General features: G+C 71.6%; 12 protein-coding genes and 1 pseudogene. 5 read left to right on the top strand and 8 right to left on the bottom strand.

The window, feature by feature from the left end:
- The first annotated feature begins 48 nt into the window (after positions 1–48).
- Positions 49–1,398 carry a hypothetical protein gene (locus ABUL08_RS10100; RefSeq protein WP_350936781.1) on the top strand — a complete coding sequence of 450 codons (1,350 nt, stop codon included), beginning with the start codon at positions 49–51 and terminating at the stop codon, positions 1,396–1,398.
- Positions 1,399–1,408: 10 nt separating this feature from the next.
- Here ABUL08_RS10100 and ABUL08_RS10095 read toward each other — a convergent pair whose 3' ends face one another.
- On the bottom strand, positions 1,409–2,452 hold the full coding sequence (locus ABUL08_RS10095) for a phosphatase PAP2 family protein (RefSeq protein WP_350936779.1): 1,044 nt from the start codon (positions 2,450–2,452) through the stop codon (positions 1,409–1,411).
- Between the two features lie 518 nt (positions 2,453–2,970).
- On the opposite strand from ABUL08_RS10095, the gene ABUL08_RS10090 reads away from it, so the two are divergent.
- The 4 genes from ABUL08_RS10090 to ABUL08_RS10075 all read left to right on the top strand — a co-directional run bounded on the left by ABUL08_RS10090 (position 2,971) and on the right by ABUL08_RS10075 (position 5,509).
- Positions 2,971–3,654 carry a glycosyltransferase family protein gene (locus tag ABUL08_RS10090; RefSeq protein WP_350936776.1) on the top strand — a complete coding sequence of 228 codons (684 nt, stop codon included), beginning with the start codon at positions 2,971–2,973 and terminating at the stop codon, positions 3,652–3,654.
- A complete protein-coding gene (locus tag ABUL08_RS10085; RefSeq protein ID WP_350936774.1) occupies positions 3,651–4,712 on the top strand; it encodes a DUF2332 domain-containing protein in 1,062 nt (353 codons plus the stop codon). Before ABUL08_RS10090 ends, ABUL08_RS10085 begins: the two co-directional genes overlap by 4 nt.
- Before the next feature lie 78 nt (positions 4,713–4,790).
- The gene (locus ABUL08_RS10080; protein ID WP_350936772.1) at positions 4,791–4,949 is read left to right on the top strand and encodes a hypothetical protein; all 159 of its coding nucleotides are present in this window, start codon (positions 4,791–4,793) and stop codon (positions 4,947–4,949) included.
- A 233-nt stretch (positions 4,950–5,182) separates the two neighbouring features.
- The gene (locus ABUL08_RS10075; protein WP_350936770.1) at positions 5,183–5,509 is read left to right on the top strand and encodes a TraR/DksA family transcriptional regulator; all 327 of its coding nucleotides are present in this window, start codon (positions 5,183–5,185) and stop codon (positions 5,507–5,509) included.
- 181 nt (positions 5,510–5,690) lie between these two features.
- On the opposite strand, the gene ABUL08_RS10070 is transcribed toward ABUL08_RS10075, so the two are convergent.
- From ABUL08_RS10070 to ABUL08_RS10040, 7 genes and pseudogenes are all read right to left on the bottom strand, one after another.
- Complete coding sequence (locus tag ABUL08_RS10070) at positions 5,691–7,310, bottom strand: cellulase family glycosylhydrolase (RefSeq protein ID WP_350938571.1); 1,620 nt, start codon at positions 7,308–7,310, stop codon at positions 5,691–5,693.
- A 114-nt stretch (positions 7,311–7,424) separates the two neighbouring features.
- A pseudogene (locus ABUL08_RS10065) lies at positions 7,425–7,628 on the bottom strand (malectin domain-containing carbohydrate-binding protein); the annotation flags it as partial.
- 12 nt (positions 7,629–7,640) lie between these two features.
- On the bottom strand, positions 7,641–7,898 hold the full coding sequence (locus ABUL08_RS10060; protein WP_350936769.1) for a hypothetical protein: 258 nt from the start codon (positions 7,896–7,898) through the stop codon (positions 7,641–7,643).
- A 130-nt stretch (positions 7,899–8,028) separates the two neighbouring features.
- Positions 8,029–8,838, bottom strand: coding sequence for a glycoside hydrolase (locus ABUL08_RS10055; protein ID WP_350936767.1), 810 nt, complete (start codon positions 8,836–8,838; stop codon positions 8,029–8,031).
- A gap of 60 nt (positions 8,839–8,898) precedes the next feature.
- On the bottom strand, positions 8,899–10,293 hold the full coding sequence (locus ABUL08_RS10050) for a malectin domain-containing carbohydrate-binding protein (RefSeq protein WP_350936766.1): 1,395 nt from the start codon (positions 10,291–10,293) through the stop codon (positions 8,899–8,901).
- A 334-nt stretch (positions 10,294–10,627) separates the two neighbouring features.
- Positions 10,628–11,653: a LacI family DNA-binding transcriptional regulator gene (locus ABUL08_RS10045; RefSeq protein ID WP_350936764.1), complete on the bottom strand. Its 1,026-nt coding sequence runs from the start codon at positions 11,651–11,653 to the stop codon at positions 10,628–10,630.
- 121 nt (positions 11,654–11,774) lie between these two features.
- Positions 11,775–12,815: a LacI family DNA-binding transcriptional regulator gene (locus ABUL08_RS10040; RefSeq protein ID WP_350936762.1), complete on the bottom strand. Its 1,041-nt coding sequence runs from the start codon at positions 12,813–12,815 to the stop codon at positions 11,775–11,777.
- Between the last annotated feature and the right edge of the window lie 102 nt (positions 12,816–12,917).

Here is a 12,917-nt window from a genome sequence, read left to right as displayed (position 1 = left end):
ACGCCTATCCGATGCTAGCGTTGTGATCCACTTCTGAGGAGCGCCAGAATGGCCACCCCTGACCGCGCCGGACCCCATCCGTGGTTCGGCCAGCAGCGGCTGACGCCGGCCGCGCCGGCCGAGACGATCCGCCGGATGCTGCGCCACGAACTGCGGGGCACCGGCTGGCCGTACCAGGAGTTCCTGCCGGCGGCGCCGATCGCGGTGCCGCGCACGTCGTACGCCGAGCTGTTCCGCGCGGCCGCGGGCCTGCTCGACCTGGTGCGCCGCACGGCCCTGGAGACCGCGCCCACCACGGCGGCCCGGCTGGCGGCCTACCGGATGCCGGAGAGCGAGCACCAGCTCTTCCTGGCCGACCCGTACGTCGAGGAACGCTACCCGGACAGCGTGGTGCGGCCCGACGTGGTGATCGGGCCGGACGGGCCGCAGTTCCTGGAGTTCAACGTCAGCGGCGCGCTCGGCGGCGTGGTGGAGACGCACTCCCGGCTGGAGGTGTGGCGCCAGCTGCACGCCGACGAGCAGGGCCGCACACCGTTCGGCTCGCCCAGCCCGTTCGCGGTACGCGCCGAGATGTTCCGGTCGCTCGCCGCCGAGCGGGGCGTCGCGCCCCGGGTGGCGATCGTCGGCAGCGCCCGGGTCATCGGCCCGGAGCGGCGCTACTTCGAGCTGGAGGCCGACCACTTCAACAGCCACGGCCTGACCGCGCGGTTCTTCGAGCCGGAGGAGCTGCCCGAGGCGTGGGACTGCCCGCCGCACCTGCGGTACCCGATCGGGCTGCGGAACTTCACCATCCCCGACTGGCTGGAGGTCGGCCTCGACCTCACCCCCGTGCAGGACGCGCTGGACAACGGGGTCCTGCTGGTCGGCACCCAGACGTCGACGTTCATGCACAGCAAGCTGACCCTCGGCCTGCTGTCGGAGGGACGGCCGTGGATGAGCGCCGCCGAGCGCGGCTTCGTCGACCGCTACCTGCCGTGGACGCGGGTGCTGACCGACCGGAAGACCCACCGCGACGGCCGGGACGTCGACCTGCTGCCGTTCGTGGTCGACAACCGGGACCGGCTGGTGCTCAAGGCGGGGCTGGGGGAGAGCGGCAAGCAGGTGGTCCTCGGCCGCGAGGTCGACCAGGCGACCTGGGAGTCCGCCGTCGCCGAGGCCGTCAAGGACGGCACCAGCATCGTGCAGGACTTCGTGGCGCCGCAGACCTGCCGGGTCGCGCTGCTCGCCGACGGCGCCGACGAACCCCACGAGGTGGACGTCGCGCCGGTGCTCGGGCCGCTGCTGTTCGGTGGCCGCCCGGCCGGTGTCTTCTGCCGCTTCTTCGGCGACGGCACGGCCGGGATCGTCAGCGTCCGAGGAAGCAGCAGCAGCTCCGACAACTGCATGGTCGTGGTCTGACCGCCGGCTCTCAGCGTGGGGCCGGCGGCCCCGGGACCGTCTCGGGCTCCCGGTCGTGCGCCGCCGGCTCCGTCGACGGCGCGAGCGGCGCCCCTTCCCGGCGCCGCTCGGCCCACCACCGCTCGACCAGGCCGACGACCAGGAACGTCATCCCCACGTACGCCCAGCCGACCAGCACGTCGATCACGTAGTGCTCGCCGGAGTAGACCAGCGTGAACGTCATGGCCAGCGGGTACGCCAGCAGCAACGGCCACCACCGGCGCCGTACGCCCGGCAGGAAGAACGCCACCACCAGCAGCGCGTACGCCGTGTGCAGCGACGGCATCGCGGCCACCGGGTTCGACGCCTCGACCTGCAACGCGTTGAGCACGTTGCCGGCGCCGTGCAGCCCCATCGCCTCCCACCCGTTGGTGGAGATCCGGTGCACCGGGCCGATCAGGCTGCCGTGCTCCGGCAGCGCCGCCCACCACGGCGGCGCCGCCGGAAACGCGAAGTAGGTGACCAGCCCCGCCAGGGTCAGCACCACCCAGCGCCGCATGTACCGCGCCCACCGCTGCCGCGACCGCATCCACAGCACCACCGCCGTGGCCGGGACCGCCAGGAAGTGGGAGAAGTAGACCAGCGACACCGGCACCTCCCACCACTGCACCGTGCCCGGCTGCCACAGGTGGCGCTGCAACCAGACCGTCGGCACGTCACCGCCCAGCAGCCACCCGAACATCCACCGGTCGGCCGCGACCAGTTCCCGGGCGTGCGGCGCCGACAGCCCGTCCGCGTAGCCGCGGGAGATGTTGTAGACCAGCAGCAGGAGTACGACCGGAGCCCAGTCCCGCAGGAACGTCAGGTGGTGCCGCCACGACAGGTGGCTGTTCCACGCGACCGTCGCCAGCCACAGCCAGGCCAGCGGCAGCAGCGGGTCGCTGGTCGGCACACCGAGCAGCAGGGCGCCCGCCACGAACGCCGCCACCCAGATCGACATGGCGAGCAGTCGCCGGCGCGCCAGGGCGGGGTGCGTCCGCTGGGTGGTCTGGTCGGGCGGCATGGTGCTGGTCATGGTTCACGAGGTTAGCCGTCGGTCCGGTGACGACCGGTGGAAGGCACCGGAGTCCGCCCGCGTGGACCGCATCGTCCGGATTCTGCACGGCGAGCCGGCTGAACGCTCCACCTGGACGCGGCTGCGTGTCACGTCGTCGTGGCAACGGCCGGCCCCGTCGACGTACCGGAGGTCGGGCAGGGTCGGGGCTTCCGGCGGTGCCGGACGAAGCGCGACACCGTGCACGCGCGGGAGATCAACCGCCCCGGGTGAGGGATCGCCGTCAGTCCCGTGGGCGCCCAGGCGGGCGAGGGGCCGGGCAGAGGGCTCCGGTAGCGGAAGGTCAGGCCGGAAGGGACGCGAGCGGGAAGGCCGACGTGGGTGCTTCGTCGATGGGCGCCGCGCCCGTGCGAGTGGTTCCAGCGCGACTCCGACGGTGCGGCGAGCGCTGGTGCCAAGGTGCCGGGTCGCCCGTACGGTGGACGGCGACGCCCGGCCATGGCGCGGTCACGGACGGTGCGTCGCTGAGGAGTGTGCCGATGCGGGCTCTGTTCACGGTTGCCGACGGTGGATACCGCCACCTCTATCCGCTCGTTCCGCTCGCTCGGGACCTGACCGAGCGGGGCCATCCGGTGGCGTTCGCGGGGCCGTCCCACCTCACCGCCCTCGCCGACGAGTTCGGCTTCCCGACGGTGACGCTGTCCCGCGACCCGGCGGCGGGCCCCGACGTCGCGCCGGCGAGCGCCGCCACCCCGTCGCTGTCGCGGGCCCCCACCGCGGTGGGCCGCTACCTCCGCAACGCCGTCCACACCGTGCCCGAGCTGCGCACCGCCGCCCGGGACTGGCAGGCGGACGTCCTGGTCCGGGAGACAGCGGCGTGGAGCGCCTGGCTGGTGGGCGAGCTGGACGAACTGCCCGTCGCGGTCCCGGACTACGCACCCACCCCACCCCGTCTGCTCGCGATGCTGCTGGGCGGACTCTTCCAGCAGGCACGATCCCTGCACCGTTGGCTGCACCTGCTGGTGGGGCCGCCGCGATGGTTCCCGGCGCGCTCCCTGGGGCCGGCGACCCAGATCCGGCAACCGCCACCGGCGCTGTACGGCGCGTCCGAGATGCCGTCCTGGCTGAGCGAGCTCGACGGCTCGCGGCCCTGCGTGTACGTCACGCTCGCGGTCGTCGAGGACGGCGGGATGCTCGATCTCTTTCGAACAGGAGCACCATGACCACGGTCGTCGAACTCAGCGAACTCGCCGAGCACTTCCGGCAGTCGGACGCCACCTTCGGGGCATCCCCGCTCTACCGCGAGTTGTGCGGGGTGGTGGCCGACGACGAGCCGACGCTGGAACTCCTGATGCGCCGTCGGCCGGGTCAGCAGCCGTCCTTCCTCCTCTTCGGCGCGGTGCATCACCTGTTGCTGGGCGGCGTCGAGCACGAGCTACGGGACTTCTACCCGTCGGTCGTCGGCACGCCGGCGCGGGATCCGGCAGCCGCCGGACCGGTCTTCCTCGACTTCTGCCGCCTCCACCGTGACCAGGTGGCGGAACTCGTCGGCACCCGGCTGGTGCAGTCCAACGTCGTGCGTCGCGTACTGGCCCTCCGCTGTGCGCTCGCGGCTCTGCGGGACCTCGTCGACGGCCCGGTGCACCTGGTCGAGGTCGGTGCGAGCGCCGGGTTCCACCTGCACGTCGACCGCTACCGCTACCGGCTCGGCGGGCGTGACTTCGGCTCGCCCGACGCACGGCTGACCGTGGAGAGCGAATGGCGCGGCGACGCGCCCCCGCCGGAACTCACCCACCTGCCCGAGATCGGTAGCCGAACCGGAGTCGACCTCCATCCGGTCGATGTGCGCGATCCCGATCAGCGGCGTTGGCTGCGGGCGTTGGTCTGGCCGGAGGACCGACCTGCCGCCGGGCTTCTCGACGCCGCCTTGGCGCAGGCGGTCGCCGAGCCGGTTCGGGTCATCGCCGGTGACGCGATCGACGTCTGTCCGGACCTCGGCCGGCAACTGCCGGCGGGCGAGGCCCGGCTGGTGTTCCACGCCGCGACCCGGATGCACGTACCGGCCGATCGGCGCGCCGCGTTCGACCAGGCGATCGACTCGATGGGCGCCGACGGGCCCCTGTACCACCTCTGGTTGGAACCGGCCTTCGCGCCGCACCACGGCGAGCGTGCCGACGAGGGCCTTCTGGCGTGGCACGGGCCGGACACCACCCGACCGGTGAACCTGGTCCGGGTCGACGGACACCTGCGCTGGATGGCGCCGCTGGACGGTGGGCCGTGACGGCGGACGTGCTCGTGGCCGGTACGGGGGTCGTCGGGCTCGCCCTGGCCCGGTCGCCCGCAGAGCCGGGGGATCTCCGTGCGGGTCGTCGAGCGGGCTGCGGGTCTGCGTGCCGCCAGGGCGGGGATCGTCCTGCACCCGAACGCGCTGGCCAGCCTCGGACGGCTCCGCGAGGAGTCGTCGCAGTCGATGGCGGTTGGGCCGTCGATCACCAGCTCCACGAAGTCCGTCACCTGACGTCGGTGGGGTGCGGCGCCAGGTCGGTGAGCGGGTGGCAATCGGTGACCGGTCCTGTCGCGCGGGCCCGGTACGCGGCGGCTGGCCGCATCGCGACGTCGTCGGGCTGGTGTTCCTCACCGCGGTGGCCGGCGCGGCGGCCTCGGCGTGGTTGCCGACCCCGCTCATGCCGCCAACCGGGTACGTCCCCTCCATGGCCTTTTGTGCCGTCTGGAGGCCGCTAGGCTACCCACATGGCCCGGGATGAACTGCTGCGGCTGCGAGCGAGGGCGGAGGCTGAGGCGGCGACGCTGGCCCAGGATCTGGAGGCGCTGTTCCTGGCGTCGCGGGATTCGAATGCCGACGACGAGCACGACCCGGAGGGCGCCACCATCGGCTTCGAACGCGCCCAGTTGACCGCGCTGCTGGCCGCTGCGCGGGAGCGGATCGCCGACGTGGACGACGCGCTACGTCGGGTGGACGCGGCGACCTACGGCGTGTGCGAACGGTGCGGGCAGCCGATCGGCGATGAACGGCTCGCCGTGCGGCCGTTCGCCCGCTTCTGCATGACGTGCGCATAGAGCATCAAGAACAGTTCTCACCGGGAGTGCTCACCACTTCCAGCACAGCGTTCACCCGGGCCGTGGTCGGAGGCGTACCGGATGGCGGGCCCGGTCATGGGCCGACGGCCGCACGGCTGGTGTCCGATCCGGGGGATCGGCGGGCCCGTGCGGCCGTCGGCTCTGTCGTGCCGGCGGTGGGTCAGAACTTGGTCTTCAGGAAGAGTCCGGCCGGGGACAGGTCGTTGTCGGTCCACGGGCCGCTCAGCGACGAGGTGGGCTTGAGGAAGGCGGATCCTTCGTTCTTGGTGGTCAGGGACCAGTTGGCCCAGCTGATCTTGTTGGTGGTCATGAAGTCGAGCCACTTCTGTGCCTCGGCGGTGTACGGCCCGCCGTCGCCGGTGTAGTCGGAGGTGCCCCATTCGCTGACGAAGATGGGCATCCCCTTGGCGATGAGTCCGGCGACGTTGCCGCGCTGGCCGTCCCCGTTCTGACCGCAGTAGAAGTGCAGGCTGTACATCACGTTGCTGAAGGTCAGCGGACTGGTCCAGGCGTCCTGCGGCGCTGAGTCGTAGTTGGGGGTGCCGACCACGATGACGCTGTTCGGGGCGTTGGCCCGGATCACGGGGATGACCTGGTTGGCGTAGTCGCGGATGCTGGCCCAGTCGGCGGTCGGCTCGTTGTAGACCTCGTAGATGACGTTCGGCGTGGAGCGGTACGTCGCCGAGATGTCCTGGAAGAACGTCTTGGCCTGTGCGGTCCAGTTCAGCGGGTTGCCACCCACCAGGTGCCAGTCGACGATCACGTAGACGTCGTCGGCGATCGCGGCGTCGACGATGGTCTTCACCTTGGCCTTCATGCCGGCCGGGTCGGTGGCGTACCCGCCCTCCTCGACGTACATGGCAGCCCGGACCATGCTGTTGCGGTACTGGGTGACGAGGTTGTCGACCGTGGCGGTCGTCCACGGGTAGGACTGGAGCTGATGGGCGCTCATCCCCTTGACCTGGACGGGCGTCCCGGACTTGTCGACGAGTTTGGCGCCGGCGACGCGCAACTGCCCGTACTGGGTGACCACACCGACCCGGTGCGCACCCGTCGCGGTGGTGGCGGACGCCTCGTTGGACGCGGCTGACTCACTCCCGCCGCTGACGGCGGTGACGACGTAGTAGTACTTCGTCGCGGCGCGGACCGTGTCGTCGGCGCAACTGGTCGCGGAGAGCACCGTGCAGGTGACGAGGTTCGCGGCGGTCGCCGTGACGCCCGGGCTGGTCGACCGGTACGCGCGGTAGGTGACCCCGGCGGTGGTCGACGCGGTCCAGTTCAGCGTCACCGAGGCCGCGGTGGCCGAGGCGGTGGCGGCGAGTCCGCTCGGTGCGGCCGGGGGCGGCGTGCTGCCGCCGATGATCTCGATGCCGTTGACCAGTGGGGTCTGGGTGACCGCGGTGAAGCCGACGTTGAGCTGTCCGTCGGTGACGGTGACCGTCGCCGTGCGGGTCAGCGCCGCCTTCGGGCCGACGGCGGCGTAGATGTCGATGTTGTTCAGCGCGGTGCCCTCGACGTTGACGTTGAACACCCGCTGCCCGGCGCCGGTGATGCCGGCGTAGGTCTCGGCGAACAACAGCCTGACCGTGTACGTGCCGTTGGGTACCGCGAACGCGTAACCGCTCATGCCGTACCGCTCGGTCTGGAACAGGCGCGGGTCGGTCGTGTTCGCGATCGCGATGTTGCCCCGGTCCACCACGGCCCCGCCGGTGAACCCGTTGTCCGCCGCCCACACGTTGCCGCCCGTGTCGGTGAACGCGGAGGTGCCGCCCGCCTCCACTCGTACCGCCGTCGGCGGTGGCGTGCCGGCCGGGATCACCTCGATGCCGTCGACCTTCGCGTTGTTGAGCGCGCCGTTGGTGAAGGCCACCACGATCTGGCCTCCCGCGGTGGCGGTCGCCGGGAACTCCCGTACCAGCGCCTTGTTCGCCCCGCCCGCGGCGGCCACGATGTCGAAGTTGGTCAACACCTGCTGCCCGTTGACCGCCGTGTTGAACTGTCGCTGGCCGGCGGTGGTGAAGTACGTCTCGGCGAAGTGCAGGCGCACCGAGTACGCCCCGCCGGCCGTCAACCCCGGAAGCGTGTACGTGGACGGGCCGTAGCGTTCCGTCTAGTAGACGTCGACCGGCGCGGCGGCCGACACACCGGACACGTCGATCGGGTTGGCGTGGGTGGCCGCCGTGCCGCCGGTGAAGTAGGCGTCGGCGACGAACGCGCCCGATGCCGAACCACCGGCGTTCACGCTCAACACCGCCGGACCGGCGGCCCCGGCGGCGGAGGGGGGCGCGACCGCACCCGTCACCGCCAGGGCGACGGCGAGGAGGGCCCCGCCGAGGTTTCTTGCTCGTCGCCTGTATTCGCGCCGCACGGCGTACCTCCATGAATCGACCGGATGGAACTCGTCGTCGCGGACCCGCGGTCCGCCGGGGGTGTTCCTGGGGGTGCCGAGGGCAGCGGCACCCCCAGGAACGTTCAGGTGAGGGCTGTCGACCGGTGGGTCAGGAGGTCTGCGGCGCAGCCATGCCGTTGCCGTAGGTGATCCGCTTGACGAACTGGCCCTGCCGGTTGAACACCAGCACCATCGAGGTCTGCGCGCCGATCGCCTGGGTGAAGGTCACCGGCGTGTTCGCGCCGATGTTCACCGTGCAGCCGCCGCCCACGGCGTCGCTGTTGAGCCGTACGGAGCAGGTCTGGGCCCCGCCGACGTTGACCAGCATGACCGCGATCTTGTCCGTGTCGACCGCGCCGTAGGTGCGCATGGCGGTGCTGGTGGACGTGCCGTCGACGTATGTTCCGGAGAAGTTCCGGGAGACCATCTGCATGTGGTAGTAGCTGGACCGTGGCGTCAGGTTCCCGCTGACGAAGCCGAAGTCCGTGCCGCCGCAGGCGCCGCCGCCCTCCTGCATGGACCAGGTGGTGGCGTAGGTGCCGCCGTACTTCATCACGTAGCCGTAGATCTGGGCGAACATCTGGCCGTTGGCGAACTGGCACACGCCGGTGCCGTCCGAGGCGTTGAACTCACCGATGCCCCACTGCAACGCGGCGGACCCGGTGCGTCCGTGCAGCTGGTTGGCGTAGTCGACCCGTGCGCGGGCCTTCTTGACCCGGTCCAGGAAGTCGTTGGCGCCGGCCGTGGCGAGGTCGCCGCCGACGTAGCGGTGCCAGGAGACGCCGTCGATGTAGTAGTTGCCGTTCGCGTCCTTGCCGGTGATGTCGGCGGCACCACCGAGCAGGCTGTTGTACTCGGTGTCCAGCCAGTCGCACTCGTCCGGACCGAAGATCTTGATGGTCGGGTCGACGGCCTTCATCGCCGAGGAGATCGGCTTGATGTAGTTGGCGATGGTGACGGCGACGGCGCTCTGGTCGGGTCAGCCCCGTTCGAGCCACGGCTCGTTGCCTATGGTCCAGTACTTGACCTTGTTGCCGGTCTGTTGGTTGAAGTACCTGACCACGTTGGCCGCGTCGGTCGCGCTCCGGTAGGAGGAGACCTGGATCATCGGCTCGGCGCCCATCGCCTTGATCTTGTTGACCCAGGTGGTGAGCTGGGTGGTGGTGGGGAAGTTCTGGTCGTACTCGATCCCGCCGATCCGGATGATCTTCAGGCCGGCACCGCCGCTGACGTTCCAGACCGCGTCGCTCGGGTTGTACCAGACGTTGTTGCCGACCAGCAGTGGGCTGATGGCCGGGCCGGTGGGGTTCGGGCCGGGCGACGTGGCGGTCGGTGACGGGTTCGCGCCCCCGCCGACGATTTCGATGCCGTTGACCAGGGCGCTCTGCGCGACGGCGGTGAAGCCGATGTCGAGTTGCCCGTCGGTCACCGAGACGGTGGCGGTACGGGTCAGCGCCGCGTTGCGGCCGACCGCGGCGAAGATGTCGATGTTGTTGATCGCGGTGCCCTCGACGTTGACGTTGAACACCCGTTGCCCGGCGGCGGTGATGCCGGTGTACGTCTCGGCGAAGAGCAGGTTGACCGTGTACGTGCCGTTGGGCAGACCGAACGCGTAGCCGCTCATGCCGTACCGCTCGGTCTGGAAGATGCGTGGGTTGCTGGTGCCGGCGATGGCGATGGCGCCCCGGTCGGTGATCGCGCCACCGGTGAAGCCGTTGTCCGCCGCCCACACGTTGCCGGCGGTGTCGGTGTAGGCGGCCGTGCCACCCGCCTCGACCCGCACGGTGTTCGGCGCGGCGGGCACGACCTCGATGCCGTCGACCGTCGCGTTGTTCGCCGCGCCGTTGGTGAAGGCGACGACGACCTGACCGGTGGCGGACGCGGTGGCGGGGAACTCCCGTACCAGCGCCCTGTTTGCCGCGCCGGCCGCGGCGACGATGTCGAGGTTGGCCAGCACCTGCTGCCCGTTGACCGCCACGTTGAACTGCCGCTGGCCGGCGGCGGTGAAGTAGGTCTCGGCGAAGTGCAGCCGCACCGTGTACGCCCCCTGCGCGGTCAGCCCGGGAAGCGTGTACGTGGACGGCCCGTACCGCTCCGTCTGGTACACCTCGGCCGGCGCGGCCCCCGATACGCCGGACACGTCGATCACGTTGGGGTGGCTGGCGGCGGTCCCGCCGGTGAAGTAGGCGTCGGCGGCGAAAGCCCCCGAGGCCGGGCCCCCGGCGTTCACGCTCAACACCGCCTGGCCTGCTGCGGCGCTGGCGTCGGACATGCGGTAGACGCCGAGGAGGGCGAGGACGGTCGCCAGGCCGGCGATGACCGTGACGACCTTCCCGGTGCGTTGTCGGACGTCCAGCAGACCTGTGGAACCCATGGCGGGGCCTCCGATCACTGAGGAAGACAGGGTGGTGGTATCGGTTGTTCCCGCTGCCGCCGGACCGGCCTGAGTGGAGTGCCGCCGAGAGCCGAGCATCGGGACGCGTCAAGACTCTTCGATGTGTGTGGGCCAAGTCAAGGAAAAACTGGGAGCGCTTCCAGAATTCTCAGCACGTCGAGCGGTCGACCGGTCCGCGCCGCGAGCTGCCGTTCCGCTCCTGGCTCGCGCGGCTGCGCTGCTGGGAGCTGGGCTTCGGCAGGGCCAAACTGGAACCGCTCCCAGAGTTGGCCAGCCGAAAACGAGGTTCCGGGAGGGGTCGTGGTGCGGCCGGTCAGTGCGCCGTGGCCGGCGCGGAGTCGCGGACCACCAGACGCGTGGGCAGGATGAGCGGGCTGGGATCGTCACCGTCGATGACGGCGAGCAGCATCCGCGCCATCTCGTGGCCCAGTTGCCGGATCGGCTGGTGCACGGTGGTCAGCGTGGGGTCGGTGTGCCGGGAGATCATCAGGTCGTCGAACCCGACGACGGCCACGTCACCGGGTACCGACCGGCCGTGCGCCCGGAGGGCGCGCAAGGCTCCGGCGGCCATGTTGTCCGAGGCGGCGAAGACCCCGTCGATGAGGGGGTGCGCGGCGAGCAGCCGGGTCATCGCCGCGGCGCCGCTCTCCTCGCTGAAGTCGCCCGCCTCCACCATGCCGGGGTCGAGCCCGGCGACCGCCATTGCCTCCCGGAAACCGCTGTGCCGCACGACCGCCACCTCGGTGTCCAACGGGCCGATGATGGCGGCGACATGACGGCGGCCGGTCCCGATGAGGTGCTCGGTCGCCAGCCGGGCACCACCCCGGTTGTCGGCGTCGACGTACCAGCGTGGCTCGGCGCCGAGGGGCCGTCCGCAGTAGACGACCGGGACGGCGGTGGCGCCGCTGAGCCGGCCGAGCAGGTCGTCGCCGCGCACCGCCACGATCATGACGCCGTCCGCCCGGCCGGAGCGCAGCACCCGCTGCAACCGCTGCTGTCCCTGCTGCGAGTCGGCGAGCACGAGCATCAGTTCGAACTCGGACTTTGACAGGGCGGCGCTGACCCCCACCATGACCTGCACGTAGAAGGGGTCGGCGAGGGCCGCCGGATCGTCGTGGGACACCGCCAGGACCACCGCGCCGACCTGGCGGGTGACCAGCGCGCGAGCGGTCGGGTTGGGTACGTACCCCAGCTCGCGGACGGCGCGCTCGACGGCCTTGCGTTTGGCGCCGCTGACGTACTGGGCGTTGTTGATGACCCGGGACGCCGCGGAACGGGACACGCCGGCGCGTTCGGCGACCTCGGCGAGCGTGGGCCGTCTCGGCGGGGGCGTGTCCATAGAACCGTTGGCACCTCTCTGAGGCTCCGCGCCGAGCCACTGCATCGCTCAGGGTAGCGCTCCGTAACTGCGGCACAGCTTAGCCCGGCTGCGACCCGGGCGGTCGTCCGCCCGACCGGCGTCACCGCGCGACCGGCGCCGGTCCGGTGCTGTGCCGGACCACGAGCTCCGGGGCGAACTGGACGTCCGGCGACGGCTCCTCGCCCGCGAGGTGCGCCCACAGTCGGTTCCAGGCCTGACGCCCCAGCTCCTCCAACGGGATGGCCACCGTCGTGAGCGACGGGTTCGCGTACCGGGCGAAGGGGATGTCGTCGAAGCCGGTGACGCTGACCTCGCCCGGCACGGACCTGCCGAGTTCGGCCAGGCGCGCGAGGGCGCCGTACGCGACCAGGTCGTTGTAGCCGACGACGGCGGTGGCGCCGGTGGCGAGGATGCGCTCCACGGCGTCGTGACCGTCCTCGAAGTGGGCGCCGCCCGCGACCTGGTGCAGCGCGAAGCGTCCCGTGCCGGCGGTCCGTAGCGTCGCGAGCCGCACCCGGTTCGCCGCGCTGTTCGCCGGTCCGCTCAGGTAGGCGACGCGGCGGTGGCCGAGCCCGGCGAGGTGCCCGGCGATCGCGCGCATGCCGTGCGCGTGGTCGACCGACACGGTGGGGACACCCAGCCCGTCGAGCCGCCGGTTGAGCAGCACGACCGGGGTACGCACGGTGGCCACCTGCCGGAGCACCTCGTCGGGCATCCGGGGCGCGCAGAGCACCAGGCCGTCGGAGCGACGCCGGATCTCCCGGGCGAGGATGGGCTCCTCCTCGGCCCGTTCGTGGCTGTCGGCGATGAGCACCCGGTAGTCCCGGTCCCCGGCCGCCGAACTCAACCCTCGCAGCACCGCCTGGAACACCGGGTTGCCCAGGTCGGGCACGATGATCCCGACCACGCCGGTGCGGCCCAGCGCGAGGCTCTGGGCGGTGCCGTCGGGCTCGTACCCGAGCGCGGCGGCCGCGGCCCGGACCCGCTCGACCAGCTCCGGGTCGACGGTGGGCAGTCCGTTCATCACCCGGGAGACCGTCGCCCGGGAGACGCCGGCGGCCTGCGCCACCGCGCCGATCGTCGCCCGACCGCTCTGGCGTCGGCGCGACGGGGGCCCACGGTGGCCCGACGGGCTGGACACCGCGGGTGTGCGGGAGGTGTCGATGGCATCTCCTCGGACGGGCGAGCCGGGGCCGCGGGACGGGCCGGCCTTCGGGGCCGGCGTCGTCCATCGTAGTGACGC

The sequence above is a fragment of the Micromonospora sp. CCTCC AA 2012012 genome, from assembly GCF_040499845.1.
GTDB lineage: Bacteria > Actinomycetota > Actinomycetes > Mycobacteriales > Micromonosporaceae > Micromonospora > Micromonospora mangrovi.
The sequence above is the reverse complement of the archived record's forward strand: the minus strand, read 5'-3'. Positions and strand labels throughout refer to the sequence as shown.

Coding starts and splice junctions, on each gene's coding strand:
- ABUL08_RS10045 (WP_350936764.1), bottom strand. CDS start 11,653: ATGGACACGCCCCCGCCGAGACGGCCCACGCTCGCCGAGGTCGCCGAA.
- ABUL08_RS10085 (WP_350936774.1), top strand. CDS start 3,651: ATGACCACGGTCGTCGAACTCAGCGAACTCGCCGAGCACTTCCGGCAG.
- ABUL08_RS10050 (WP_350936766.1), bottom strand. CDS start 10,293: ATGGGTTCCACAGGTCTGCTGGACGTCCGACAACGCACCGGGAAGGTC.
- ABUL08_RS10055 (WP_350936767.1), bottom strand. CDS start 8,838: ATGAAGGCCGTCGACCCGACCATCAAGATCTTCGGTCCGGACGAGTGC.
- ABUL08_RS10100 (WP_350936781.1), top strand. CDS start 49: ATGGCCACCCCTGACCGCGCCGGACCCCATCCGTGGTTCGGCCAGCAG.
- ABUL08_RS10075 (WP_350936770.1), top strand. CDS start 5,183: ATGGCCCGGGATGAACTGCTGCGGCTGCGAGCGAGGGCGGAGGCTGAG.
- ABUL08_RS10090 (WP_350936776.1), top strand. CDS start 2,971: ATGCGGGCTCTGTTCACGGTTGCCGACGGTGGATACCGCCACCTCTAT.
- ABUL08_RS10095 (WP_350936779.1), bottom strand. CDS start 2,452: ATGACCAGCACCATGCCGCCCGACCAGACCACCCAGCGGACGCACCCC.